Here is a 24265-nt window from a genome sequence, read left to right on the forward strand (position 1 = left end):
CTTCAGGCTTATAAATAGGCTATCAGCAATTAGCTGACTTGTCACCGGTACCCTAACCCGATGTTGGCCTTTAAAAGTCGACCGGGAAAATGCCAATCAGTCACAGTCTTCCGCCGAAAGACCGTTGATCCAATCGCGCAACAGCGCTTCGCCGTCTTCATCCACCCGATTGCTGCCGATCGGTGGCATCTGGTCGGCGTGGTCGCGCAGTGCCATGCGGCCGACCAGAACCGAGGCATCGGCATCGCCCGGGTCCAGACGCAGCGCTTCCTCATCGCTGTTCTGAGCGGTGACGTTACAGAGATTCATGTCCGCCAGGGCGGTGGTATGGCGCAAATCCATATCCAGATTGGTGGGCCCATCCGGGCGGTGGCATTGGGCACAGTTGGTGTGCAGATAGGCTCGTGCCCGGTCTTCCAGATCCGCCGCTTCTTCATAAGGGTCGGCCAGTTCAGGGCGCGCTGGCGCCTGTGCCAGTACGCCGATGGTATGCAGGGTGTCGAGCTGGTGGCCTTCGCGCCCCGTGCTCGGGTAGGTGAATTCCCTGTTGAGCTGGGCACTTTCCAGCCCCAGGGTACGGCCCGCCGCCCGGGTGTGACACTCCAGGCATTGACTGCCGCTGGGATAGATCCAATTCTGCCCCTGGCGCTCTACCACCAGACCGCCGTCGACCCTTTCGGCGTCGGTGCCATCCTCATTCCAGGCATAGGTGTAGCCCGCCCAGCGCTCGTCCGTGTGGTGCATAAACAGGCGGGTTTCAATCAGCGCATCGGCCAGGTAGAAATTTTTCACCACCACGCTACCCGGCGGCAGATGCCAATCCTGATCCGCGTCGATCTGCAGGGTCTCTCCCTCCGGCAGGGCCAGCCAGCGCTGTTTGTCCGCGCCGTCGGATCAGAAGGGCGCCTTGACGGTGTAGGGAATCAGGCCCTCGGCGGGCTCCCGGGGATCGTCCGGATCGACACAGCCGGTCTCGGACAGCCGCTGCGGCAGGGGCTCGCCTTCGTTGTCGTCGGAGGGCACCACCTGATACAGGCCGCCGTTGTAATCCACCAGGTAGACTTCCCCCGCCAGGTCTTGGGCGAAGGAGGCAATATTGAGCCCGGTTTGCTCATCCAGGTGTTCGATCTCACGCAGGCCATCTTCGCCAGTCTCATCGGTGAGAGCGTAAAATCGGCCGGTGATATAGTCTCCGAACAGATAGCGACCCCGCAGAGAGGGGACGGCCTCGCCCCGATACACCACCCCGCCGGTAATGGAGCGGAACTCCGGCTGGGGCACTTCCGCCATCGGGTCGATCAATCCTCCGGTCTCGCAGTCGTCGGCGTTGTAACAGTGGGCGCCCTCGCGGATATTCCAGCCGTAGTTGCCGCCCCGGCGGATGCGATTGACTTCTTCCCACTCTCCCTGGCCGACATCGGCCAGCCAGAGGTCGCCCGTGGCCCGGTCGAAGGACCAGCGCCAGGGGTTGCGCAGCCCCCAGGCATAGAGTTCCGGGCAATCGCCGCCGCTGGCCTGTTTGTCCTGCATCTGTTCGTTCGAGTCGCACAGGAAAGCCGCCTGGTCGGCGAAGGGGTTATCCTCCGGTATGGAGTAGGGCGCCTCGCCATCCACGTCGATGCGAATGACGCTGCCCCAGAGGTTGGCGGTGTTCTGGGCCCGGTCCTGCGGGTCGCCGGCGCTGCCGCCGTCGCCAATGCTCAGGTACAGGTAGCCTGCCTCGTCAAACGCCAGGTGACCGCCGAAGTGATTTTCATAGGGTGCCGGAAAGGACAGCAGCACCTCAGCGGAATCCGGGTCCAGGGCCGTGCCCTGATCATTGACCCGGTAGCGCACCAGTTGGTTGACACAACAATCATCCTGAACGGGTTCCCCGGTGTCCCGGGAGACCTGGTAGTAAAGAAAAACGTCACCGTTATCCGCATAGTCGGGGTGAAAGGCCATGGAGAGCAGTCCGGATTCACCGGAGCCCGCGCTATTGTCGACCCGGTCGCGCAGGTCGGCAAATTCATCCACCTCGGTCACTTCCGGATCCTTATCGAACACGATGATTCGCCCGGACTGTTCCAGCACAAACCATCGGCTATCGTCCAATGGCGCCTGCAACAACGCCACCGGCTGATTGAAGGACAGCCCGGGATAGACCCGCTCGAGTGCTACTCCACCACCACTGGCGGGCGACTCACCGGCCGGGCAGTGTTCGTTGACCGGGCGTTCGTCCAGCCCGCTGCGCTCCGGGTCGGTGGATGACGCGCTGGACTGATTGGCGGTATCACTGGACTGGCTGGACGAGTTATTCGCACTGCTGCCAACGCCCCCGGAACCACCGCAAGCCGTCAGGAACAGGGTCGTCACGATCAACGATGCCGGGAAGCGCATGGGTGTCTCCTTCAGTCGGAAAGCCACTACCTCTAGTGCTATAACACACTAGCACCGGACCGGAGACCATGCCGTGCGGCAATTCATAGCCACTGAATTCCATCGAAGACTTCTGTTATAGTTTTTGGCGCTCTGACACGTTCCACACCCTGAAAGCCGTAAGGATGCCTTATGAGGACCACCCTGGAAGATCCGCCAGTCAATAGCCAACACCTCCCCCCACTGGAACCCGAACTCTGGGAGCCGATCGATCCCCGCCATCGCAACGTATTGCGACTGCGAATGCTGTTGATAGGGTTGATCGTGAGCCTGGGACCCTGGCTTCCCGTGGTCTTTTCAGGCCAGGTGACGCCGTTCAGTTGGGTACCCTCCATCGTGGGCGCGCTGGTGGTGTTGTTTATGGCGGTTGTGTGGGTACCGCGAAGAGTGCGGCGTACTCAGTACCTGTTGCGCGAACGGGATCTTCATTTACGTACCGGCTGGTGGTGGTTCCGCACGGTCTCGGTGGCCATCAACCGAATCCAGCATGTGGAAATCACCCAGGGCCCTTTTGAACGCCTCAACGGCCTGAGTGAATTGGTGATCTATACCGCCGGAGGCTTCAAGTCGGATGTCAAAATCCCGGGCCTGGAAACCGACCTGGCCCAGCGGCTCAAGGCGCATATCACTCAACGCACGACCACAGAGGAAACGGGAACCCCGCTGGCAGATGAAACCTCGGAGGAAGACACTGATGTCGACACCGAGCGACCATAAATGGCAGCGAATATCACCCGTCTCCGCGGTCTACTTTTTTATCAAGGCAATCCCCAACCTGGTCAATCTGTGGCCCCTGGCGGCCGGGGCCGTCGCCAGTGGCGAAAAGGCGCGGGAGTTTCTGCTGATCTACGGCGCGCCGTTGGCACTGGTGCTGCTGTTATTGAACGCGCTGGTGCAGTATTGGGTGTTCCGCTTTAATGTCGGGAGCGATCATATTCAGATTCGCTCGGGCCTGTTTCACCGCAAACGTCTGAGCCTGGACTTCGCGCGGGTGCAACAGTCGGATGTCATAAAACCCTTTTACTTTCGACCCCTGGGGCTGGCCACCCTCGGTTTTGAAAGTGCCGGTTCCGGGCAGCAGGAAGTCAATATTCCGGGCATTCCCGTCGCGCTCGCGGAAGCATTGCGGCAGCGGGTTCTGGACTATCAGGTCGCGGCTCCCGAGGGGGCGCCATCCGAGCCGGACTATCAACTCTCGTTGTCACCCACCGAAGTGGCCCGATATGGGTTGATGCACAATGCCCTGCTGTTCCTGGCGCCCCTGGCGGCGCCCCTGGGCCAGTACCTGGGGCCCGCCATGGAAAGCTGGGTGAGCTGGCTACAAAGACTCCCCTGGGTGGAAACCCTGACTCACTCGGGATGGTCAGCGTTCCTGGCCGCCCTACTGGCGGGCGTGGTGTTTATCCTGATAGGTATCGTGCTGTTGTTTGCGGTGTCGATGCTGACCGCCACTGTCTATTACGGGAACTATTCGCTCGTGCGCCACGGCGACCGTTTCCAGGCGCACTTCGGGTTCGCGACCCAACGTACCCGCGGACTGCGCCTGCACAAAATGCAGCGCCTGCAGATTACTCAAGGTGTCCTCGCCCGCCTCCTGCGACGGCACAGTCTGTTGATCAGCAAGGCCGGTCATTTCCAGCAGGGTAAAGCCCAGCTTTCCCAACGGTTCATCGTGCCGGTACTCACCGACGAACGCCTGAAGACGCTGCGTGACCAGTTGACACTTCCCGACCCCGACTGGCGGTCCATTCACCCTTGGTACATTGCCGACTACACCCTGACATTTGCCACCCTCAGCGCGCTCGCGACCGGCGCCATTGCGTTTTCATTTGGTCAAAACGCCTGGGAGTCCCTGGGCTGGGCACTGTTGTGGTACCCGACGTTTGCTCTGATCCTGTGGCGCCGGTGGTCGCAAACCCGATACCACATTCAGCCGGATTGGCTGGCCGTGCACCACGGCTTTATCGGACATAAAGAGCAGTGGATCCTAACCGGAAAGCTGCAGAAAATCAGCGTTCACGAGCCGCCGATTCTGAGGCGTATGGGCCTGAGTCACCTGATCGTCTGGACCACCGACGGGCCGACGACCATAGGCTACTTGCCGGTTGAGACATCCCGTTCACTGCGAGACCGTCTGCTGGCCGATGTGACCGAGTTTCACGGCGCCTGGTTTTAGCGTTTACGCTGGGCGCGTGTGGTGTGCGCCGGGTTACGGCGGATGCGGGCTTCGCCCTTATGCCGCCCTACGCAACCGTCGACTTTTCCATAAACCACCGGAATCGGCGTTCGTACCAGTGGTATGAGTCTGATTGGCGCTTTACAAAACCGGTATGGCCGCCGTGCGTGGCAATTTCAAGATAAAGATTCGGGCTTTTTTGGGCCAGCTCGACGGGTAGTTGATCGTTATCGATAAACGGGTCGTCTTCGGCGGTAAGAATATAGGTCGGAACGGTGATGTTTTTCAGGTGGGGCAGGGAGCAAGCATGCTGGCGGTAGTGCTTCGAACTTTCGAAGCCGTGCATGGGTGCAAACAGTCGATCCTCAATCTGGTCCACACTTTTGCAGTCCCGCACCCAGTCCATATCCACTTCGTTACCAAAATCGATATAGGCCGCTTTACGTTCAAATTTGTCGAGCAATGAACGCACAAAATGCCGTTGGTACAACCAGTTGTTCAGAGGCTTGGTCATGGCCGCATGAAACGAGTCCAGCTCCAGCGGTGGCGATAACAAAAAGGCGCCTTTGACAACCGGGTTGACCTCCGAGCTGTCCTTCCCCAGATAATTTGCCGTGATGGTTCCACCCAGACTGACACTGACCAGATAGATCCGGCGATAGTGTTGACTGTAGTGATTCACCAACGCCTTCAGATCCTGATAGTCATGGCCGAGGTAAAACCAGCGTGTGCGGTTGAGCCGTTTGCCACAGGAGCGCATGCTCCAGTTCAGGGTATGGCAGCCCCAGCCGGACACCGTGTGGGCGAAACTCAGTAGCGGCCCATCTTTGGCATGACTCTCCAGGCCGTGGCTGAAGATTACCAGGGTGTCACTCTGTCCAGGGCGGTACCAGAACAGTTCCAGCTCGTCGCCATCATCGGTACTGAAATGATCCGGTTCGGGCCGTTCGCTCGGTCGATGCCGGAACAGACGCAGTGACAGTGTCTGCAGGTGGCCGTTGCGAAACAGCCAGGGAGCGCGATAGTCAGAGTGAATGATGGGCATAGCTCGGCGCCTCACTGAGCGGTATCGGATGAGTGTTGAGTGCGGGAGCGACAAGCCGGTCGACGACGTAACGGTTGGCAAACGCGAGAGAGCAATCGATCCAGGTGATCGATCCAGTAATAGATGGGCACGGTTCGGGTGTAGCAATGCGCTGGAATCAGCGGTTCCAGTTCTTTATGCAGCTGCGGCAGTTTGGACCAATGAAGACCACACTTGTGGTGGTGCGCCGTGTGGTAACCGATGTTGCCCGTCAGAATGTTCAGCCACTTGGAGTCCACCACATTGCGACTGGCGGCCATGGGATCTTCCAGGTCGAGCTCCAGGTGGTGATAGTAGGTGGCTCGCATGGTGACAATCAGCGAGGCAAGCATCGGTAACCAGAACACCAACAATGCCGGTAGCGGCCGGTAAAGCGTCAGCGCCAGCAGGATAAGGAGGCTGACCGACAACTCGATCAGGTACCGGCGCAATAATGTCGGCCGTGAACGGGCGATAGCCATGGCGCGCGGGTAGGTAAGGAACAGACCCTCGGCGATATAACGCCATAAGCTGATGGTGGTGCCGCTGGCCTGCCAGCGCGAGGTGTCCCGATCCTGATCAAGGTAGTGGCGGTGGTGGCCGTGGATATGGTGCAAGGTCCAGGTGCTGGCGAGCATTCCGGTCTGGAACCCGTAAACAATTTCCAGCAGCCGATTCATCCAGGGGTGGTGAAAGGTCCGGCAGTGATGATGGTTATGGTTCCAGACACAGACATTGGTTTTTGGGAAGATGCCGAGCAAAAACCAGAGCGTCAGCCAGGCAAGACTGTCCACGAAGGCGTACACACACAGGTCCAACAAGAAGTACGCAAGGATGATTCCAACCGGTAATCGATCCTCTGCATGGCGGAAGAGTTTCATCTGCGCCCCCCGAAGCGGAGGCTTTGGGACAAGGAGGCTTTCAGGGGTGGCCGGGTATGAAGTACAACGGGAACTGCAGCTGGCGTCACGCATCACTCCTTGATGATTGTGCAAACTTGGCGATTCGACTTGGCGCCACTTTAACGTGATTGACGAACCGATACAAGGAATCGGGTCACAGTTCGCGACCAGGGTGCGTTTTTAATCCTCTTGTGTCAGATTTTTCATCCAAAATCGTTTGCCAATACGTCGCCACATCGGAAAAAATTTCAGCGCGTCTTCCAGAAACATCAGTCCGTAGATGACCAAAAACGGCCAGCCAAAACCAAAGATGGCCAGGGCACACAGCGGTATTCCCACTCCCCACATGACTGAAACATCGGTGATCAGCACGAATCGATTGTCGCCACCGGCGCGCAGCACACCGATGATACGCATCATGTTGAATATCTTTACCCAGACCAACGCACAGAAAATGCCCAACGTCGCCCGAAGCAGTTCTGCCGTATCCTGTTCAACCTCACCGAAGACACCCAGAATCCAGGGGCTGATCAACCACAGGGTCAGCGATAAGGTCAGCACCAGTATCAACGTCAGGCGATCAAACACTTTGTGCAGGCGCCAGGCCTCCTCGGTGTTGTCCGCCCCCAGGGTGCGCCCGACCATGACCGCACTGGCACTGGCCAGGCCGACAAACAGCGCGAAAAACGCGCTTTCAATGGGCACGATCACCCCCATCACCGCCAGGGCGTGGGTGCCGGTAAACCCGGTCATCACATGGTAGGTGGCATTGCCCAGCCCCCAGAGCCCGTAGTTGGCCACCAGGGGCATGGAGAAGGCGAGAAAGCGTCGGGCGGGCTGCCAGGCGAGCGCCGGCTTGAATTGCGCCCAGCGCAACGCAAAGCCGTGTTGACGGCCATACACCCAGCCGAGAATGAACAACAGTTGGCAGAGGCGGGCGATCAGCGTGCCCCAGGCGGCCCCGGCGACCCCCAGGGCGGGAAAGCCGAAATGACCGAAGATCAGGATATAGTTGAGCGAGACGTTGATCAGAATGGACAGGGTGCCCGCCAGCAACGGCATGCCGGTGTTGCCCAGGGCTCGTAGGGATGCCTCGTAAATGGCGATCCACTGAGTGAGCAGCAGTGCTGGAGCAGTGATCACGAGGTAGCGGGCGGCGAGCGCCACCACTTCCGCATCCGGGTTGAGCCAGCCGAGCCAGATATCCGGTCGCACACCGAACAGCAGCAGAAACGGCACCATGGTCAGGGTGCCCACCATCAGGGTAACGCCCAGGGTACGCTGGCAACTGGCAAACTTACCGGCACCACTGTATTGCGCCACCAGCACACTGCAACCCGTCGCCAGGCCACTCATCAATACCAGCAACAGGAAGTGCAACTTGGCCGCCAGGCCCACGGCGGCGATCGCCTCGGAGCCCAGCCGGCTGACCATCACCACATCGGCCATGCCCAGCAGCGATTGCAGAAGCATCTGCAAGGCGACGGGCAAAGCCAGCAGAAGGACCGTCCACCAGAACTGACGGTTATCCGGGCGTAGCTCTGTCGTCATTTCGGCGACGTTCCTGAACCCTGGGCACGGCGGGCGTTCTTCTGCAACCAGCGGTCAAGCTGGTCGGCAAACTGCTTGCGATCGGTCTGGGAAAAACCGGACGGCCCACCAGTCACCTCGCCGGTACTGCGCAGCTCTTCCATCAGGTTGCGCATGGCCAGACGCTGGCGAATGTTTTCCCGGGTGAAGGGCTGGCCGCGCGGGCTCATGGCCACCGCTCCGTTTTCCACCACCTCCGCCGCCAGCGGAATATCCTGGGTGATCACCAGATCACCCGGTTGCAACAGGCGCACAATCTCATTGTCAGCCACATCAAACCCGGCCATCACCTGGCGGGTTTTGATAAACGGCGAAGGCGGCACGCGGATACCCTGATTGGCGACAAAGGTGGTGGTGATTTTCCAACGATCGGCCGCTCGGCAGAGAATGTCTTTCACCACCACCGGACAGGCGTCGGCATCAACCCAAATTGGCATAATGTCACTCACAATAAATGATCAGCCGCCATTGTAGGCAGTGTCCCGCGCTTTCACCAGCTCGCGTTACCAGAAAGCGTTGCGCCTTGACCCACGGCAGTTTAGGCTTTGCGCTCAGGATTTTGATAAACCATCACAAGGAGCACCGCGTCATGTTTTACCGTCTCATCTATGCCCTGCTGCTCAGCTCAACGCTGATGGCCGCAAGTGTCGTCCAGGCAGACACCACGCTATATACCGTCAGTAAAGGCGAGCAGCGCATTTTCCTCGGCGGCACCATCCATCTGTTACATCCGGATGATTTCCCCCTGCCCGCCGAGTTTGACGCCGCCTACGCCCAAGCGGACGCGCTCTATCTGGAGACCGACCTTGGAGTCATGCAGGACCCCACATTTGGCCAGAAAATGATGCAGGTCATGATGTACCCGCCCGGCAAAACCCTCAGCTCCGAGCTCAGCCCGGAGGTATGGAAGGAGCTGCAAGCCTATTCCCAGGCGAACCAGTTCCCGGTACAGCAGTTTATGGGCTTCGATCCGGCGTTTGTCAGCATGGTAATGACTGTGATGCTCGCCCAACAGAACGGCATTCAGGAGGGCGTTGACGCCTACTTCTACCAGAAAGCACAACGCGATGGCCTGCCGATGGGCGAGCTGGAAACCGCCGAGCAGGTGTTGGATTATATGCAGGTGATGACCGGCCACGACGGCGACGCCATTATTCAGGCCACCCTGACCGACCTGAAGCGCTTTGACCAGTTGATGACCGAGATGGTCAATGCCTGGCGCACCGGGGACCTGGAAACACTGGACCGGGAAATGGCGCAGCCGATGAGAGAGCAGGCCCCCGGGATGTATCGGACACTGATGACCGAGCGCAACAACGATTGGCTCCCAGTGCTGGAGTCCCTGTTTGAGCAGGAAGGCACCGAGCTGGTTCTGGTGGGTTCTCTGCACCTGGCCGGAGACGATGGTCTGCTGAGCGCCCTGGAACAGAAAGGGTACGCGGTCGCCCCCTACGCACCGAAGACCGACTGAGTTCGACACCGTAGAACCCGGCGCCAACAGGCGATTTTTTGCGTCGGGTCACTTTACAAAACCCGCTTCCGTCAATGACACCCAATTAAACAACGTCAATGATGGCGCGGGTTTACCCGCCTTGGCACAGTCCCTGCTTTAGTACCTGCGATGCCGAATGCTCGAGCCTCGGCACGGACACAATACGCTGTTCGATTCAAGTAGGTACCTATCATGAACATTTTATCAAAAGGAATTCGTGTCGCTCTGGCCACGGTTATGGTGGCGTTCGCGAGCCATGCACAGGCTCTGTTGTTGGGACCGGGAGATGCAGACTGGACCAGCAACTCTACGTCCAACCTGAATGGAACCCAGGTAGCCGACATTGTCGGAACCAGCTCGATGTTGGAGCTTTACTATAAAAGAGATTACGACACTGGTGTGGAAAGCGGAGATTTTACCACCTCTTACAACACCACTTTTTCGGGCGATCCCAACAACGCTTTGATTACTTATGTTAGCGGACCGTCGATTGTGTGCCCGGAATGTTATTTGATCGTCAAGGACGGTAACCAACCCCAGTATCTGTTCGATCTCGCAGACTGGGACGGCCTGGAAAGCCTCGACTTGCAAGGTTTCTATCCCAATCAGGGCGCCATCTCCAACGTCGCCATCTGGGGTAAAACCGGAGTCAGCGTACCGGAGCCCAGCGCTCTGATACTGATGGGATTGGGATTGATCGGCTTGGGAATGGCCCGGCGCCGGGTAGCCAGCTAAGGAGAAGCTAATCAGCAAGGAGGATTACCCAGATCAAGGATGATGCATCTTCTACGAAAAAGCCCGCAAGGAACTGCGGGCTTTTTTCTTTTGGGGTCGGCGTTCGGTTCGTTTTCAGAACGCCATGGACTTGCAGTCGTCCCGAGCCACCTGTTTGTAAAAATCCCCCATGCCCCCCATTCGGGTGCCGTCGAGAATCTGGCCGTCCCCGATACCCCGAGCTTCGGCGCAGGGCTTACAGACAATAATCTCCGCGTTCTCGTGCGCAAACACCTCGGCAAACTTGGCCGGCGGACCGCAGGGCACCACCTTCTCATGGCAGCCTGGAACCGCCAGGGTCACCGCATCGTGAAACAGAATCAACGTCACCGTATCACCGGCTTCCAGCGCCGTATTGGCGAAAATAAAGGGAATCGCCGCCCGGGTGGTATCGCTCGGACCCCAGGTGGTGGAAATGGCGTAGTGCATAGTCAGCTCCTGTTTCGATTGCATTCAACATTGGCACCGCATGGGTGCCCTGGTATGTTTGGTTTTGGGTCCGGCGGATGCGCAGTTCGTTCGCTGCGCTCTGCCCCTACGCCAACTGCCATGCTATCCGTAGGGCGGATAAGGGCGGAGCCCGCATCCGCCGTAACCTCACTCCCAACTACGGTGTCGGCTCATGTTGGTAATGGTACGCGTAGTAGACCACCGGAATCACCAACAGTGTCAACAGCGTAGACACCGCAATACCAAAAATCAGGGACACGGCCAGGCCACTGAAAATCGGATCGTCCAGAATGAAAAACGCGCCCATGGTCGCCGCCAGAGCCGTAAGAATAATCGGACGGGCACGCACCGCCGCCGCATCGATCACCGCTTCGGCCAGGGGCTTGCCCGCCTTCTGCTGATGCTGAACAAAGTCCACCAACAGAATCGAGTTGCGCACGATGATACCCGCCAGGGCGATCATGCCGATCATGGAAGTGGCGGTGAACTGTTTATCCAGCAAGGCGTGGCCTGGCAGAATCCCGATCAGGGTCAGCGGAATCGGTGCCATGATGATCAGTGGCAGTCCGTAGGAACGGAACTGCGCCACCACCAGCAGGTAAATCAGGATCAACCCCACCGAATAAGCGATGCCCATATCCCGGAAGGTTTCATAGGTGATCTGCCACTCACCGTCCCATTTCAGGCTCCAGGCGTAGGGGTTGTCCGGCTGGTCGGTCCAGAATTGGGCCAGGGGGTCGCCCTTGATGGGAGTTTCGTTCAGCGTTGAAACCACATCCAGCATGCCATAGAGCGGGCTGTCGAGCGGGCCTGCCATATCGGCGTAGACGAAGGTCACCGGCAACAGGTCCTTGTGGTAAATGGTCTGGTCCCGGGTGGTTTCCCGGAACTGCACCACTTCACTCAGGGGCACGCGGGTGCCGCTCTGGCTGATGACCGAGAGCGAGCCCAGTAGTGCCTGATTGGCCTTGTCGGCTTCGTTCAGCTCCAAACGGATCGGAATAGGCGCCTTGCTGGCGGTGCCGTGCAGGTAGGTCACATCGGAGCCGGACAGCGCGGCGGTCAGGGTATCGGCAATCGCCTGTTGGCTCACCCCCAGACGCGCCGCCCGCTGACGGTCCACTTCTGCAACCAACTTGCGCTGGGGCGCTTCGATATCATCGTCAATATCCACGAGGTCCTGGGTGTTTTCAAACACCGAACGAACCTCCTTTGCGACTTCCATCTGACCACGGTAATCCAGCCCGTAAATCTCGGCCACGATAGGCGCCATGACCGGCGGCCCCGGCGGCACTTCGACGATTTTCACCGTGGCATCGAGTTCTCGGCCAATGTCCTGCAGGGGCGCACGCACCGCGCGGGCAATGTCGTGGCTCTTTCGGTCGCGCTTGCTCTTGTCCACCAGGTTGACCTGAATATCACCCTGATGTGGCTCCCGGCGCAGGTAGTACTGGCGCACCAGGCCATTGAAATTGATGGGCGAGGCGGTACCACTGTAGGTCTGGTAGTCCAGCACCTCCGGCACGGTTTCCAGATGATCGCCCAGAGCATTGAGCACCCGGTTGGTCTGCTCCACCGGGGTGCCCTCGGGCATTTCCACCACCACCTGGAACTCGGACTTGTTGTCAAAGGGCAGCATTTTCATCACCACCGCCTGAAAGCCCACCAGCGCCATGGAACCGCCAATCAGCACCAGCAGAACCACCAGCAGACCCACCCGGGCACCGCGGCCCTCACGGGCGCGCAGGAAGGGCGTCATCAGGCGCTCGGACAGTCGGTGGGCAAAGCCCGAGCGATCGTTTTCGTCCACCGCCTCGTGATGCTCCACCCGGGCAAACAGTCGGCGGTAGAGCCAGGGGGTGAACATGAAGGCGACGATCAGGGAAATCAGCATGCCCATACTGGCGTTGATCGGAATCGGCGCCATGTAGGGGCCCATCAAGCCACTGACAAAAGCCATGGGCAGCAGGGCGGCAATCACGGTAAAAGTGGCCAGAATGGTCGGCCCACCCACTTCTTCCACCGCGTAGGGAATGCGATCGGTCATGGTGTTCAGGCTGCCGGTGGCGCGTCGGTGGATGTTTTCCACCACCACAATGGCATCGTCCACCAGAATCCCGATGGAGAAGATCAGGGCGAACAGGGAGACCCGGTTCAGGGTAAAGCCGTAGGCCCAAGAGGCGAACAGGGTGATGGCCAGGGTCACCACCACGGCGGCCCCCACTACCAGGGACTCGCGCCAGCCCAGGGTGACCAGCACCAGCAGCACCACCGAGGCGGTGGCAAAGAGCAGCTTTTTGATCAGCGTCTGGGCCTTGTCGTTGGCGGTTTTGCCGTAGTCGCGGGTCACGGTGGCGTTGATGCCCTCGGGCACGAAGGTACCCTGCAGGTGCTCAAAGCGCTCGATCACCTGCCGTGCCACCTCCACCGCATTGGACCCCGGCTGCTTGGCCACGGCCACTGTGACGGCAGGTTGACGGGGCAGGGACAGGTCGTGGGCCGGGCCCATGCCAAAGCTGACATACTGTTCGGGTTGGTCTGGCCCCAGGGTGATGTCGGCAACGTCCTTCAGAAATACCGGGCCGCCCCGGTTCATGCCCACCACCAGTTCGGCCACCTCGGTGGCACTGCTGAGAAAGCTGCCCGCCTGCACCTGAATGACCCGGTTGTCCGCCACCACATTGCCGGCTTCGCGGGAGACGTTGGAGGCCATCAGGGCCTGACTCAGCGACTGAATATCCAGGCCATAGCCCGCCAATTTCTGCGGGTCCAGGCGCACGTTGACCGCCCGGGTGGGGGCACCGATGGTGTCGATATCCCGGGTGCCCGGGACTCGCTGCAGCTCGGTCTCGATGGTGTGGGCTACCCGCGCCAGCTCGTGGGCGCCCACGGCCGGGTCGTCGCTCCACAGGGTACCCGCCACGATGGGGACATCATCAATGCCCATGGGTTTGATCAGGGGCTGACCGATGCCCGCATTGGCGGGCACCCAGTCCTGATTGGAGTAGAAGGCGTTGTACAGCCGGACGATGGTCTCCTGGCGGGTTTCCCCCACTTCGAACTGCACCGTCAGTACTGCCATGCCGGGGCGGGAGGCAGAGTAGATATGCTCGACGCCGGCAATTTCCGACAGAATCTGCTCCGCCGGCGTGGCCACCAGTTGTTCCACCTCCCGGGCCGCGGCGCCGGGGTAGGGGATAAACACATTGGCAAAGGTCACGTCGATCTGGGGCTCTTCCTCCCGGGGCGTGACCAGTACCGCAAACAGCCCGAGCAACAGGCCCACCAGGGCCAGCAACGGGGTGATTTCGGTGGTCAGAAACTGCCGGGCGATTCGGCCGGACAGGCCGAGACGGGGTTCCTCACTCATTGCGCCTGCCGCTCCTTCAGGGCGATGCCCGCCGAAATGGGATCCAGCGCCACACGCTCGCCGGCGGCCAGCCCAGACAGGATGACTCGATGGCCGTCCGGGGTCAGCTCACCGGCACGGACCTGACGCAACTCGATGCGATGATCCGGGTGCACCACGTACAAACCGGTGACTTCACTGCGCTGCACCACCGCCGAGGCGGGCACCCGCAACAGGTCCTGCTCACCGCGCTTGAACGCAACCTTGACCAGCGTACCGGGAAACACCTGATGATCACCCTCGGGCAGGGTCACCCGGGTGCGAAAGGTATGGCTTCCCTCGCTCGCCGCCGGCGAAATACGCACATCGGTGGCGGCCAGGCTGGTGCCGTCGGGCAGAACCACCCGGGCCTCGCCATGCTCCCGCAGCGGGCCCACCAGAGATTGGGGCACTTCCACCACCGCGCGCAAGTGCTCCAGAGACAGTCCGGTCAGCAGGGGCTGGCCCGCACCGGCGGTTTCCCCAAGTTCGATATGCCGCTCTTCCACAATGCCGCTGTAGGGCGCCCGCACCACCGTGCGCTCCAGGTTTTCCTGAGCCGCGCGCACGCCGGCCTCGGCGGCACTGACCCGCGCCTGGGTCGATTCGAAGGTGGCGGTCAGCCGGTCCAGCTCAGCCCGAGCAATCAGCTCCCGCTCAAACAGTTCTTGCCCCCGTTCATACGACTGACGCGCCTCGGTCAACTGGGCGCGGGCCTCCTGCAGGGTCGCCTGGGCGGTGGCCATCTGGGCCTGTTGGTCGGCATCGCGAAAGCGCACGATCACCTCGCCTTTTTCGACGTAATCGTCCACATCAAAGGGCAGCTCCATGACCCGGGCGCTGACCTCCGACGATACCGTGGAGCGGTGCACGGCTTCGAGCACACCATCCAGACGGGTTTCTTCGGCGACGCTGACCGGCTCTATGCGTTGGGTATCCAGGCCAGGATCAGACCGATCGGATGACGCCGTGGCGGGGGAATCAGAGTCCGAGCAGGCGCCCAAAAACAGGGACACGGCAATCAGGGCGATCCATCTTTTCATTGGGCAACTCCGGTGTACTCATCTGGGGACGATATCGACTGTTAGTATGCGCAGGGTTATACCTCCTGCGCTTGATGTGCATCAAGGTTTACCAACCCTTGCACTCGCATACTGGACAGGTCATGTCTACAACAGAATGTCCTGGGCGACAGGCCTAAGCATAGACCAGAATCGACCCGGTCACGGTTCAGCACAATACGTCTTCAGAGGGTAAGACTATGGCCACCATAGCGATCATGGGGGCCGGACTGGGCGGTATGCAGGCCGGCTACGATGCAAAGAAAATCCTCGGTGCCGGACACCGGGTGGTACTGATCAACCCCAGCCCACACTTTCAATTTACCCCGTCCAATCCCTGGGTGGCGGTGGGCTGGCGCAAGCCGGATTCGGTCACCGTGGATATCGGCCCGGCGGTCAGCGCCAAAGGGGTGGAGTTTATTGCCGCCGGCGTGACCCACATCGATCCCAAAGCCAACCGGCTGACCCTGTCCAACGACGAGCAGGTCGACTTCGACTACCTGATCATCACCACCGGCCCCAAGCTCGCCTTCGATGAAATTCCCGGTTTCGGTCCCGAGGGTTATACCCAGTCGGTGTGCACCAACCCCCATGCGCAGTCGGCCTTTGCCGCCTACGAACAATTTCTGGAAAACCCCGGCCCCATTGTGGTCGGTGCCGTGCAGGGGGCCAGTTGTTTTGGCCCGGCCTACGAATTCGCTTTCATTCTCGACGCGGACCTGCGCAAGCGCAAACTGCGCCACAAGGTGCCCATGACCTATGTCACCAGCGAACCCTATATTGGCCATATGGGCCTGGGTGGGGTGGGTGACTCCAAAGGCCTGCTCGAATCCGAATTTCGTCAACGGGATATCCGCTGGATTACCAACGCCAAGGTGGATGAAGTTACCCAGGAACACGTCAAAGTGACCGAACACAATCTCAAGGGTGAACCGGAAAAAACCCATGAAATCAAAAGTCGCTTTACCATGTTGCTGCCCGCCTTCAAGGGCGTGGATGCGGTGGCCGCGGTACCGGAGTTGTGCAACCCGCGCGGCTTCGTGCTGATCGACGATTATCAGCGCAACCCCACCTATCCACACATCTATTCCGCCGGGGTGTGTGTCGCCATTGCACCGCCCGAGCCCACGCCCATTCCCACCGGGGTGCCCAAAACCGGCTATATGATTGAATCCATGGTCACGGCGGCGATCGAAAACATCAAAGCCGATATCGAGGGCAAAGCGCCCCACGCCCAGGCTACCTGGAACGCCGTCTGCCTGGCGGACATGGGCGATACCGGCGCCGCCTTTGTGGCCCTGCCCCAGATTCCGCCGCGCAACACCACCTGGGCGAAAAAAGGCAAATGGGTTCACCTGGCCAAAGTGGCCTTCGAGAAGTACTTCCTGCACAAAATGCGCAGCGGCAACACCGAACCGGTGTACGAAAAGTATGTCCTGAAGGCGCTCGGTATTGAGCGTCTGAAAGAGAAATAGCGGTCAACTACCAAGGAGCCCGACAGCACCATGATCCAGACCCTGTGCCCCCACTGCCTGACGCCCAACCGAGTCGATTCAAGCCGGCTGGGCGACAGGCCCAAGTGCGGTAAGTGTCACCAGGCGCTGTTCGTCGGCGCACCCCTGGCCGCCGACGATGCCCAGTTCCAACGGCTGCTCGGCAAAGAGCAGCTCCCGTTGGTGGTGGACTTCTGGGCCGACTGGTGCGGCCCCTGCAAGGCCATGGCGCCAGTATTTGCCAAAGTGGCGGCGGAGCAGGAGCCCCGAACAAGGTTTGTCAAAGTCGATACCGAACGGGCCCGCCAGGCCGCGAGCCAATTCAATATTCGCAGCATCCCGACGCTGATGATTTTCAAAAACGGCAAGCCGGTGGCCCAGCAAGCCGGGGCCTTACCCTATCCGAACCTGGTGCAGTGGTTGAACAGCACTCTGTAGTAAAAAGTCGCGACTCGTTCATGGTGAAACACTCACGGAAGCGCTACCCTATAGACCTTTACCCACATCGGTAGAGGCCCGACTTTGGACACCAGACCCCACGTCGCATCCCTGGATGAAGTACTGGACCGGGTGGCAGACATCTGCGATCACCGGCCGAGAGTTTCCATCGACGCCATCATGGACGCCATCGGCCAACGTTCCTTTGGCCCGGTGTTGCTGCTGATTGGCCTGATCGTACTCGCCCCCATCATTGGCGATATTCCCGGCGTACCCACCCTGTGCGCACTGATGGTGCTGACCATTTCGGTACAGCTTCTGCTGCACAAGGAACACTTCTGGCTCCCCCGGTGGATACTGGCCCGCTCAGTCACCACCGCGCACCTGCTCAGAACCATCCGGGTATCGCGTAAACCGGCCCGTTTTATTGACCGGCTGGTCAAGCCCCGGCTGATCTTCCTGATTCGCGGCTACATTCCCATGCGCTGTGTCGCACTATCCAGTATGGCCGTGGCACTGATGATGCCGCTGATGGAATTTATCCCCTTCAGCGCTAACCTGGCCGGGGCGGTGCTGACCTTTTTCGGACTGGCCATTATCGGCCGGGATGGGTTGTTGGCACTGTTGGCGTTTGTGTTTACCGGGGCCAGTGGGGCGGTGATTGGGTGGGCGCTGCTGGGGTAGGCCTGCCAACGGACCCTATCTGTTAAACTCGATCTCTTCAAATCACGCAACCTCAGTGCCTGCCCATGACCCTGTTTCAAGCTTCCGAACTCGAGCGCGCCGTTCACGTTTCCCGGCTACAACCCGAGGATCCACTGGGATGCACCATTCAGCGACCTTTTGAACTGGACGGATTTGAGTGGCCCACCGCCGAGCATTACTACCAGGCCATGAAGTACCCGGGACGAAAGCGGTTTGATGACATTCGTCAGGCCCACACGCCCGAGCAGGCGAGACGCATCGGTCGCGGCTGGCTCAAGCGACCCCGCCCCGACTGGGACAAGGTGCGTACCGTCGTCATGACCCGCGCGATTTATACTCAATGCCAGATGTATCCGGAGTTCTCCGGAGCCTTGTTGGCGACGGGCGATAGGAAGATTGTTGATGTGAGCCAGTACGATTATTTCTGGGGGCTCGGGAGGGATCTTCGGGGCGAGAATCAGTATGGAAAGGTGTTGATGGCAATTCGGGAGAAAATTTCTTCTCCTTGAAAGCCGGTGTTTCAATCAACGACTCTGACCCCTTTGGTTTCCGAGGAGTCACCCGCCATCCTGCCGTTGGCGTCGTCCGAGTAGCTCTGGTCGTCGCTGGTTTTACACAGCGCGTGGGGGCCTGCGCCTTGCTGGCACTTGGAGCCATAGCTGTAGCTGCTCACATCGGACTTCTTACTGATGTTGCCCAAGTTGTCGTAACCCTGAGCCTGGTGGTAGCCGTCGCTGGCCTCTACCTCGATCAGGGTGCCGGTATTTTCCGAAGTGGCGGCGAAGCAGGAATCCAGAGCACGGTTTTTCAAAGCCGATACCGAGCGGGTCCGTTAGGCCGGGACCGCACTGACCTTTTTTGGCTTGGCTATTATCGGCCAGAATGGGTTGTTGGCACTGTTGGCGTTTGTGTTTACCGGGGTCTGTGGCAACCGCTTCCTCTCGAAGGCGGGCCTTGCCCGTCAGTCTTCTTCGCTACGACTCTTGAGACCCTGGGCGATGTACTCCGCTTTCACGATCTGGCTCTGTTTGAGCAGCCGCAGTACGTACACGCCGTAGTCGCGCCGCAGGTAGAAGATGACGTAGGGGTTGAACTCGATCCGGCGCAGGCCGGGGTAGATGTCTTCGGCGGCGCGTCCAGATTCGGGGAAGGACGCTAGCAGCTCAAGGCTGTCGAACAGCTGGTGGAAGAACTTGTCCGCCTGCGGCTCACCGAACTGCCAGAAGCCGCGGCGGTACATTTCCGCCACGTCGTGTTCGGCTTCGTCGCTGAGGCGGTATTCACTCACTGGCCGGTGGAGGCGTGGCGCTTGAGTTGCTCTTTGGTGTGGGCCAGCCAGGCGTGCCGGTCGAAGGCCTTTTGGGGCTCAGGCCGGGCCAGCGCTGCCTCGACCGCTTCGCGGCATTTGGCTTTGTCTAGAGCCTCATCTGGGAGGAGGGCTTTGGGGACTTCACGCATGGTGTCACCTATTAATACAAAATCATTATCCATTGTACGCCCTTACGCGTTCGCTCGCACCTGCCCTCTAAAGTGCGAGCTCCCACTCATCCACTTTACCCCTCCCAAGGCCGCCCACAGCTTGCTCTCGCTGTGGGCCTGACGGCCCTCGTCTTCCGCCCACCGAGGTCATGGCTGGCAATGCGGTCAGCGCACAGGTAGCGGGTCCCGACTCGGGTTGTAGGCAAAACGGAGGTGTTATCGCCGGGGGCGGTGATTGGGTGAGCACTGTTTGGGGTAGACCACCCAGCATATCCAACCCATAGACTATGCCCTTCTGGTATCAATAGACCATCAGGACATTACAGCAAGTCCGACTTCAACACCGGCTCACCACAGTATAGACACTTGATGTGACGTTGAGCCAGCGAGCGGCTGCATTTGGGGCAGTTGTACGACTTGGCGCATTTCCCGTCCAACTGACCGTCGCGCAAATCGATTTCCTGTATTTTGGCGAGTACCATTTCCTTGCTGAACCCAACATTCTCCATCAGTTCACACATGGCCTGACAGACCAGAGAGAGGTGATCCACATGGTCTTGAAGCACGGAAATTTCGGTTTTATTACCTGTTGTTTTACGGGATACCTTGTCGACTTTATCCTTGGTAACGCCGATTCTGAAGTTTTGAAATACGTCGTATAAATCCATATTAACTCCCTATAGTTTAGTGCCGAACGAACTCTATTTCCGATTCGATTATAGCGATTTTGCGCTCGTCATTTACATTCCCAATGTTTCTATTCGGAACCTTCCTAATCTCGTGAAGACTTTTTCTGCGCCCGCGGATGCGCCTTATCATAAACCTTCGCCAGATGCTGAAAATCCAGATGGGTGTACACCTGGGTCGTTGAAATATTCGCGTGACCCAATAGCTCCTGCACCAGACGCAGATCGCCGCTGGATTCGAGCATGTGACTTGCGAAGGAGTGGCGGAGCATGTGGGGATGGACTGGCTCGTCCATGTTCTGTCGGATGCTGAGCTGCTGCATTCTCAGTTGCACGGCGCGGGGCGTAAGGCGCTTGCCGCGCTGGCCGATAAACAGTGCAGTTTCCTCCGGGGGCGCCACCAGGGCGCGCTCCGGAAGCCAGGCTTTTACGGCATCGCGTGCCTGTCGGCCCACCGGCAATTGCCGGGTTTTATTGCCTTTACCGGTGACCGTGACGGCGCCTTCGCGCAGGTCGATGTCGTTCAGGTTGAGGCCCACCGCCTCCGCCAGGCGCAGGCCGGAGGAGTAGATCAGCTCCAGCAGGGCGCGGTCGCGTTTGCCCAGAAAGCCCTCGTCCTTTACTTCCACGAATTGCCCGGCCTGATCCACGTCCAATACTTTGGGCAGTTTCTTTTCTACCTTGGGGGCCTGCAGGCCGTCGGCGGGGTTGGTTTTCAGCCAGCCGCGGCGGATACCGAAACGGAAGAAGGCGCGCAGGGAGGAGAGCCAGCGACGCAGGCTTTTTCCGGTGAGGCCTTTGCGGTGCAGCGATGCCAGGTTTTCCCGCAGGTGGTGGACGGTGATGGCGGACAGGTCGGTGATCTGTCGGGTTTCGCAGTAGGCGAGGAATTTGTCCAGGTCCCGGGCGTAGGCGTCTTCGGTGCGCGGGGAGAGGTGTTTTTCCGTGCGCAGGTAGGTGAGGAAGGCGGTGCGTTCGTTTGAGAAAGGGTGGGGCATGGGTGCTGTCCGTTATGGGAGACGGCGGATGCGCCTTTGGCTTATCCGCCCTACGGGCCGCGCAGCGGTACAACCAAACATACAAGGGCACCCATGTGGTGCCGACAACCGTTTCAGCTTAGCGCGGGAGGTGTTCGGGGAGCAAGCGGTTGAGGACTTCGGCGATGTAGCCGAGGAACAGGGTGCCCATGCTGGAGCGGTAGTAGTGGGGGTCGCGGTTGCCGATGGCGAGTAGGCCGTAGGCATTGCCATGCACCAACGGAACGGTGGCGACGGAGCCAATCTGATGGGCGTTGTCGCCAAACAGAAATTGCAGCTCGCCTTCGCCCAGCGTGCCGCACATGGCGCGGTTGTTTTTCAGCAGGGGCGCAATGTGCTGGCGCGCCTCGCCGATAGTAACCACCCGAGCCTGGCTGCTGGGAACGCGATCTTCGTGACCGAACAGCAGGATGCTGGTGTAGTGAATATTGAAGTCCTGGTCGAAGCTGAAACACAGAGCATCGATGATATCGCCCATGTCCCGACCTTCCAGCAGGGCCAGCACCAGGCGCTTGGTTTTGTCGAACAGCTTGTCGTTTTCCCGGGCGTTGTCCAGCAGTTTGCTCAGCCGGTGGCGCATGTCCATATTGCGTTCACGCAGTACCGACACCTGACGCTCCACCAGAGAGACCGCCGGACCACTTTCGTGGGGCAGCTCCAGGTCGGCGAGCAGTTTGCGATGCTGAACAAAAAAGTCCGGATGCGCTTCCAGGTATTGGGCAACCTGCTCGTCGGTCACTTGGCTGGCTTCGGTGCGTTGCTCGCTCATAATGGCCTTATATTTTTACCTGTCCGTGAAACACCGTGGTGGCGGGTCCGGTCATGATAACCGAGTGGCCGGGGCCGGGCCAGGTGATGCTCAGGCTGCCGCCGGGCAGGTTGACCTTGACGGTTTCCTCCAGCAACTGACGCAACCGGCCCGCCACCACCGCCGCGCAGGCACCGGTGCCGCAGGCGAGGGTTTCCCCGGCGCCGCGCTCGTACACCCGCAGGTTGATCTCGCTGGGGGAGACCATCTGCATAAAGCCGGCATTGACCCGACGCGGGAAACGCTCGTGGCTCTCAATCAGCGGCCCCAGGGTTTCCACGGGGGCACTGTCGACCTTGTTGACCATCAACACGGCGTGGGGGTTACCCATGGACACTGCGGAGATATCCAGCGTCTGCTCCGGCAGCGCCAGATCGTAACGGATCGCTTCGGCGTCTGCCTGAAAGGGAATTTCCTCCGGGTTCAGGCGGGGTATGCCCATATCGACCTGAACCTGTCCCTGCTCGGTGACCTTCAGGGTGATATCGCCACCGGCGGTTTCCACTTTGATGGACCGCTTGCCGGTCAGCTTGCGCTCGAGCACAAAGCGGGCGAAACAGCGAGCACCGTTGCCGCAGTTTTCCACCTCGCCGCCATCGGCATTGAAGATGCGGTAACGAAAATCGATATCCGGTCGCGTGGGCGTTTCCACCAGCAATACCTGATCGCAACCGACACCGAAATGCCGATCCGCCAGGGTACGGATTTTCTCCGTGCTCAAACGCACCTTCTGGGTCACGCCGTCGATCACAACAAAGTCGTTGCCCAGGCCGTGCATTTTGGTAAAGCGCAAACGCATGAAACTTCCTTACTCCGAGTCGGGGAGCACCTGCTCACCGCGCAACTGGTCATCTATGGTTTCCCGGGCACGCACCCGATGCGCTCGATCGCCGTCCACCAGCACTTCCGCCGGGCGGCCCCGGCTGTTGTAGTTGGAGCTCATGCCAAAGCCGTAGGCCCCGGCGGAGAGCATGGCCAGCACGTCACCGGCCTGCAGTGCGAGCGAGCGGTCTTTGCCCAGAAAGTCCCCAGTTTCGCACACCGGGCCTACCAGGTCCCAGGTTTTTACCTCACCCCCATGCTCCCGCACCGGCACAATGTTCTGCCACGCCTGGTACAGGGACGGGCGAATGTTGTCGTTCATGGCCCCGTCAATGATGGCAAAGTTCTTGTGTTCGGTCGGCTTGAGGTAGAGCACCTGAGTCAACAACACGCCGGCATTGGCGGCAATGGAGCGGCCCGGCTCAAACATCAGACTCAATTTACGATCGCCGAGTCTGGCCTTGATCGCGTCCATATAGTCACTGACCGGCGGCGGGGTTTCGTCCCGATAGGTCACCCCCAGGCCACCGCCCAGGTCCAGGTGATGAATGTGGATGCCTTCGCCCGCCAGCTCGTCGACCAGCACCAACAGACGATCCAGCGCGTCCATAAACGGGGCGAGCTGGGTCAGCTGAGAGCCGATGTGGCAGTCCAGACCCTGCACGGACAACCCGGGCAGCTCTGCCGCCCGGCGGTAAACGGCCGGGGCGCGTTCGATATCGATGCCGAACTTGTTCTCTTTCAGCCCGGTGGAGATATAGGGGTGAGTCTGGGCATCCACATCCGGATTGACCCGCAGGGAAATATTGGCGGCTTTGCCAAGCTCACTGGCCACCTGTGAGAGCTGCTCCAGCTCCGCTTCGGATTCGACGTTGAAGCAGAAGATCCCGGCGTTGAGTGCCTGGGTCATTTCCTCGCGGGTTTTGCCCACCCCGGAAAACACCACCCGCTTGGGATCACCACCGGCGCGCAGGACCCGCTCCAGCTCGCCACCGGAAACAATATCGAACCCGGCGCCCAACCGGGCCAGCAGGTTCAGCACCGCCAGGTTGGAGTTGGCCTTGATGGCGTAGCACACCATCCCCGGGTGATCGCCCAGGGCCTGGGCGTAGGCCAGGTAGTGCTGGGTAAAGGCGGCGCGGCTGTAGACGTAGGTGGGCGTGCCGAACTGCTCGGCGATGCGGGCCAGGGGGACGTCTTCCACAAACAGTTCGCCGTCACGGCGTTCAAAAGGCTGCATATCGGGTCTCAAATCGGGGGTTATTCGCTCTGGCTGCCTTCCGGCGCGGGTTGCTCGTTCCGGGGTTCACCGGATTCGGCATCTTCGGGCAAGTAGAGAGGGCCTTTCTGACCACAGGCTGCCAACAATAAGGTGGACAGCAATACCGCACTCAAGGTGGCGTAACGGGGGGTCATGGGCACTCCTGCAGGGCTCGGGCGAAACAAGGCGGGCAGTATAACCCTGAGGGTGTGGGGGCTCAAC

26 protein-coding genes are annotated in these 24265 nt (G+C 59.9%); 8 read left to right on the top strand and 18 right to left on the bottom strand.

All coding sequences use genetic code 11. The annotated features are described in order from the left end of the window. Nucleotides 1-96 precede the first annotated feature (96 nt). Together N645_RS17525 and N645_RS17530 are read right to left on the bottom strand one after the other, a co-directional pair. Complete coding sequence (locus N645_RS17525) at nucleotides 97-792, bottom strand: hypothetical protein (RefSeq protein ID WP_152521695.1); 696 nt, start codon at nucleotides 790-792, stop codon at nucleotides 97-99. Between the two features lie 102 nt (nucleotides 793-894). After that, nucleotides 895-2379, bottom strand: a complete 1485-nt coding sequence (locus tag N645_RS17530; RefSeq protein WP_024461688.1) for a sorbosone dehydrogenase family protein — start codon at nucleotides 2377-2379, stop codon at nucleotides 895-897. A 171-nt stretch (nucleotides 2380-2550) separates the two neighbouring features. On the opposite strand from N645_RS17530, the gene N645_RS17535 reads away from it, so the two are divergent. Both N645_RS17535 and N645_RS0111645 read left to right on the top strand, forming a co-directional pair. Further along, a complete protein-coding gene (locus N645_RS17535) occupies nucleotides 2551-3135 on the top strand; it encodes a PH domain-containing protein (RefSeq protein ID WP_024461689.1) in 585 nt (194 codons plus the stop codon). Further along, a complete protein-coding gene (locus tag N645_RS0111645; protein ID WP_024461690.1) occupies nucleotides 3113-4594 on the top strand; it encodes a PH domain-containing protein in 1482 nt (493 codons plus the stop codon). The genes N645_RS17535 and N645_RS0111645 overlap by 23 nt, the downstream gene beginning before the upstream one ends. Before the next feature lie 67 nt (nucleotides 4595-4661). Here the strand turns inward: N645_RS0111645 and N645_RS0111650 are convergent, their stop codons facing one another. The 4 genes from N645_RS0111650 to N645_RS0111665 all read right to left on the bottom strand — a co-directional run bounded on the left by N645_RS0111650 (nucleotide 4662) and on the right by N645_RS0111665 (nucleotide 8586). Then, entirely contained in the window at nucleotides 4662-5639 is a 978-nt protein-coding gene (locus tag N645_RS0111650) for a YheT family hydrolase (protein ID WP_024461691.1), read from the bottom strand. Between the two features lie 11 nt (nucleotides 5640-5650). Next, nucleotides 5651-6538 carry a fatty acid desaturase gene (locus N645_RS0111655; protein WP_024461692.1) on the bottom strand — a complete coding sequence of 296 codons (888 nt, stop codon included), beginning with the start codon at nucleotides 6536-6538 and terminating at the stop codon, nucleotides 5651-5653. Nucleotides 6539-6739: 201 nt separating this feature from the next. Then, nucleotides 6740-8110, bottom strand: coding sequence for an MATE family efflux transporter (locus N645_RS0111660; RefSeq protein ID WP_024461693.1), 1371 nt, complete (start codon nucleotides 8108-8110; stop codon nucleotides 6740-6742). After that, the gene (locus N645_RS0111665) at nucleotides 8107-8586 is read right to left on the bottom strand and encodes a YaiI/YqxD family protein (protein WP_024461694.1); all 480 of its coding nucleotides are present in this window, start codon (nucleotides 8584-8586) and stop codon (nucleotides 8107-8109) included. The genes N645_RS0111660 and N645_RS0111665 overlap by 4 nt, the downstream gene beginning before the upstream one ends. Before the next feature lie 152 nt (nucleotides 8587-8738). Between N645_RS0111665 and N645_RS0111670 the strand changes: the two genes are divergently transcribed. Both N645_RS0111670 and N645_RS0111675 read left to right on the top strand, forming a co-directional pair. Beyond that, on the top strand, nucleotides 8739-9620 hold the full coding sequence (locus N645_RS0111670) for a TraB/GumN family protein (protein ID WP_024461695.1): 882 nt from the start codon (nucleotides 8739-8741) through the stop codon (nucleotides 9618-9620). Nucleotides 9621-9833: 213 nt separating this feature from the next. Next, the gene (locus N645_RS0111675; protein ID WP_024461696.1) at nucleotides 9834-10376 is read left to right on the top strand and encodes a PEP-CTERM sorting domain-containing protein; all 543 of its coding nucleotides are present in this window, start codon (nucleotides 9834-9836) and stop codon (nucleotides 10374-10376) included. A gap of 114 nt (nucleotides 10377-10490) precedes the next feature. Here the strand turns inward: N645_RS0111675 and N645_RS0111680 are convergent, their stop codons facing one another. The 3 genes from N645_RS0111680 to N645_RS0111690 form a co-directional block, all read right to left on the bottom strand. After that, nucleotides 10491-10844 (bottom strand): DsrE family protein, encoded by a 354-nt coding sequence (locus tag N645_RS0111680; RefSeq protein ID WP_024461697.1) that lies wholly within the window; start codon nucleotides 10842-10844, stop codon nucleotides 10491-10493. A 178-nt stretch (nucleotides 10845-11022) separates the two neighbouring features. Next, nucleotides 11023-14235 (bottom strand): efflux RND transporter permease subunit, encoded by a 3213-nt coding sequence (locus N645_RS0111685; RefSeq protein ID WP_024461698.1) that lies wholly within the window; start codon nucleotides 14233-14235, stop codon nucleotides 11023-11025. Then, complete coding sequence (locus tag N645_RS0111690; protein ID WP_024461699.1) at nucleotides 14232-15296, bottom strand: efflux RND transporter periplasmic adaptor subunit; 1065 nt, start codon at nucleotides 15294-15296, stop codon at nucleotides 14232-14234. Before N645_RS0111690 ends, N645_RS0111685 begins: the two co-directional genes overlap by 4 nt. A 218-nt stretch (nucleotides 15297-15514) precedes the next feature. On the opposite strand from N645_RS0111690, the gene N645_RS0111695 reads away from it, so the two are divergent. The 4 genes from N645_RS0111695 (at nucleotide 15515) to N645_RS0111710 (ending at nucleotide 18459) form a co-directional block, all read left to right on the top strand. Next, complete coding sequence (locus N645_RS0111695) at nucleotides 15515-16789, top strand: NAD(P)/FAD-dependent oxidoreductase (RefSeq protein WP_024461700.1); 1275 nt, start codon at nucleotides 15515-15517, stop codon at nucleotides 16787-16789. 30 nt (nucleotides 16790-16819) lie between these two features. Next, nucleotides 16820-17245: a thioredoxin TrxC gene (trxC, locus tag N645_RS0111700; RefSeq protein ID WP_036161307.1), complete on the top strand. Its 426-nt coding sequence runs from the start codon at nucleotides 16820-16822 to the stop codon at nucleotides 17243-17245. Nucleotides 17246-17329: 84 nt separating this feature from the next. Continuing rightward, nucleotides 17330-17929 (top strand): exopolysaccharide biosynthesis protein, encoded by a 600-nt coding sequence (locus N645_RS0111705; RefSeq protein WP_024461702.1) that lies wholly within the window; start codon nucleotides 17330-17332, stop codon nucleotides 17927-17929. 65 nt (nucleotides 17930-17994) lie between these two features. Then, on the top strand, nucleotides 17995-18459 hold the full coding sequence (locus N645_RS0111710) for an NADAR family protein (RefSeq protein WP_024461703.1): 465 nt from the start codon (nucleotides 17995-17997) through the stop codon (nucleotides 18457-18459). 11 nt (nucleotides 18460-18470) lie between these two features. Here the strand turns inward: N645_RS0111710 and N645_RS0111715 are convergent, their stop codons facing one another. The 9 genes from N645_RS0111715 to N645_RS17820 all read right to left on the bottom strand — a co-directional run bounded on the left by N645_RS0111715 (nucleotide 18471) and on the right by N645_RS17820 (nucleotide 24198). Continuing rightward, nucleotides 18471-18761 (bottom strand): hypothetical protein, encoded by a 291-nt coding sequence (locus tag N645_RS0111715; protein WP_024461704.1) that lies wholly within the window; start codon nucleotides 18759-18761, stop codon nucleotides 18471-18473. Between the two features lie 150 nt (nucleotides 18762-18911). Next, complete coding sequence (locus N645_RS0111720; protein WP_024461705.1) at nucleotides 18912-19238, bottom strand: type II toxin-antitoxin system RelE/ParE family toxin; 327 nt, start codon at nucleotides 19236-19238, stop codon at nucleotides 18912-18914. Further along, nucleotides 19235-19408: a hypothetical protein gene (locus tag N645_RS18190; protein ID WP_193744976.1), complete on the bottom strand. Its 174-nt coding sequence runs from the start codon at nucleotides 19406-19408 to the stop codon at nucleotides 19235-19237. The genes N645_RS0111720 and N645_RS18190 overlap by 4 nt, the downstream gene beginning before the upstream one ends. 341 nt (nucleotides 19409-19749) lie before the next feature. Beyond that, nucleotides 19750-20097, bottom strand: a complete 348-nt coding sequence (locus tag N645_RS17050; protein WP_024461707.1) for a hypothetical protein — start codon at nucleotides 20095-20097, stop codon at nucleotides 19750-19752. A gap of 104 nt (nucleotides 20098-20201) precedes the next feature. Beyond that, a complete protein-coding gene (xerC, locus tag N645_RS0111735; protein WP_024461708.1) occupies nucleotides 20202-21113 on the bottom strand; it encodes a tyrosine recombinase XerC in 912 nt (303 codons plus the stop codon). Between the two features lie 118 nt (nucleotides 21114-21231). After that, nucleotides 21232-21921: a DUF484 family protein gene (locus tag N645_RS0111740; protein WP_024461709.1), complete on the bottom strand. Its 690-nt coding sequence runs from the start codon at nucleotides 21919-21921 to the stop codon at nucleotides 21232-21234. A gap of 7 nt (nucleotides 21922-21928) precedes the next feature. Then, nucleotides 21929-22759, bottom strand: coding sequence for a diaminopimelate epimerase (gene dapF / locus N645_RS0111745; RefSeq protein WP_024461710.1), 831 nt, complete (start codon nucleotides 22757-22759; stop codon nucleotides 21929-21931). Nucleotides 22760-22768: 9 nt separating this feature from the next. After that, the gene (gene lysA / locus N645_RS0111750) at nucleotides 22769-24022 is read right to left on the bottom strand and encodes a diaminopimelate decarboxylase (protein ID WP_024461711.1); all 1254 of its coding nucleotides are present in this window, start codon (nucleotides 24020-24022) and stop codon (nucleotides 22769-22771) included. Between the two features lie 20 nt (nucleotides 24023-24042). Beyond that, nucleotides 24043-24198 (bottom strand): lipoprotein, encoded by a 156-nt coding sequence (locus tag N645_RS17820; protein WP_081666090.1) that lies wholly within the window; start codon nucleotides 24196-24198, stop codon nucleotides 24043-24045. Nucleotides 24199-24265: the final 67 nt, after the last annotated feature.

The organism is Marinimicrobium sp. LS-A18 (genome assembly GCF_000463525.1).
Classification (GTDB): domain Bacteria; phylum Pseudomonadota; class Gammaproteobacteria; order Pseudomonadales; family Cellvibrionaceae; genus Marinimicrobium; species Marinimicrobium koreense.

Bases quoted from the DNA above. Each gene is read 5' to 3' on its own strand.
- N645_RS17530 (WP_024461688.1), bottom strand. From the start codon at position 2,379: ATGCGCTTCCCGGCATCGTTGATCGTGACGACCCTGTTCCTGACGGCT.
- N645_RS17535 (WP_024461689.1), top strand. From the start codon at position 2,551: ATGAGGACCACCCTGGAAGATCCGCCAGTCAATAGCCAACACCTCCCC.
- N645_RS0111645 (WP_024461690.1), top strand. From the start codon at position 3,113: ATGTCGACACCGAGCGACCATAAATGGCAGCGAATATCACCCGTCTCC.
- N645_RS0111650 (WP_024461691.1), bottom strand. From the start codon at position 5,639: ATGCCCATCATTCACTCTGACTATCGCGCTCCCTGGCTGTTTCGCAAC.
- N645_RS0111655 (WP_024461692.1), bottom strand. From the start codon at position 6,538: ATGAAACTCTTCCGCCATGCAGAGGATCGATTACCGGTTGGAATCATC.
- N645_RS0111660 (WP_024461693.1), bottom strand. From the start codon at position 8,110: ATGACGACAGAGCTACGCCCGGATAACCGTCAGTTCTGGTGGACGGTC.
- N645_RS0111665 (WP_024461694.1), bottom strand. From the start codon at position 8,586: ATGCCAATTTGGGTTGATGCCGACGCCTGTCCGGTGGTGGTGAAAGAC.
- N645_RS0111670 (WP_024461695.1), top strand. From the start codon at position 8,739: ATGTTTTACCGTCTCATCTATGCCCTGCTGCTCAGCTCAACGCTGATG.
- N645_RS0111675 (WP_024461696.1), top strand. From the start codon at position 9,834: ATGAACATTTTATCAAAAGGAATTCGTGTCGCTCTGGCCACGGTTATG.
- N645_RS0111680 (WP_024461697.1), bottom strand. From the start codon at position 10,844: ATGCACTACGCCATTTCCACCACCTGGGGTCCGAGCGATACCACCCGG.
- N645_RS0111685 (WP_024461698.1), bottom strand. From the start codon at position 14,235: ATGAGTGAGGAACCCCGTCTCGGCCTGTCCGGCCGAATCGCCCGGCAG.
- N645_RS0111690 (WP_024461699.1), bottom strand. From the start codon at position 15,296: ATGAAAAGATGGATCGCCCTGATTGCCGTGTCCCTGTTTTTGGGCGCC.
- N645_RS0111695 (WP_024461700.1), top strand. From the start codon at position 15,515: ATGGCCACCATAGCGATCATGGGGGCCGGACTGGGCGGTATGCAGGCC.
- trxC (WP_036161307.1), top strand. From the start codon at position 16,820: ATGATCCAGACCCTGTGCCCCCACTGCCTGACGCCCAACCGAGTCGAT.
- N645_RS0111710 (WP_024461703.1), top strand. From the start codon at position 17,995: ATGACCCTGTTTCAAGCTTCCGAACTCGAGCGCGCCGTTCACGTTTCC.
- N645_RS18190 (WP_193744976.1), bottom strand. From the start codon at position 19,408: ATGCGTGAAGTCCCCAAAGCCCTCCTCCCAGATGAGGCTCTAGACAAA.
- N645_RS17050 (WP_024461707.1), bottom strand. From the start codon at position 20,097: ATGGATTTATACGACGTATTTCAAAACTTCAGAATCGGCGTTACCAAG.
- xerC (WP_024461708.1), bottom strand. From the start codon at position 21,113: ATGCCCCACCCTTTCTCAAACGAACGCACCGCCTTCCTCACCTACCTG.
- N645_RS0111740 (WP_024461709.1), bottom strand. From the start codon at position 21,921: ATGAGCGAGCAACGCACCGAAGCCAGCCAAGTGACCGACGAGCAGGTT.
- dapF (WP_024461710.1), bottom strand. From the start codon at position 22,759: ATGCGTTTGCGCTTTACCAAAATGCACGGCCTGGGCAACGACTTTGTT.
- lysA (WP_024461711.1), bottom strand. From the start codon at position 24,022: ATGCAGCCTTTTGAACGCCGTGACGGCGAACTGTTTGTGGAAGACGTC.
- N645_RS17820 (WP_081666090.1), bottom strand. From the start codon at position 24,198: ATGACCCCCCGTTACGCCACCTTGAGTGCGGTATTGCTGTCCACCTTA.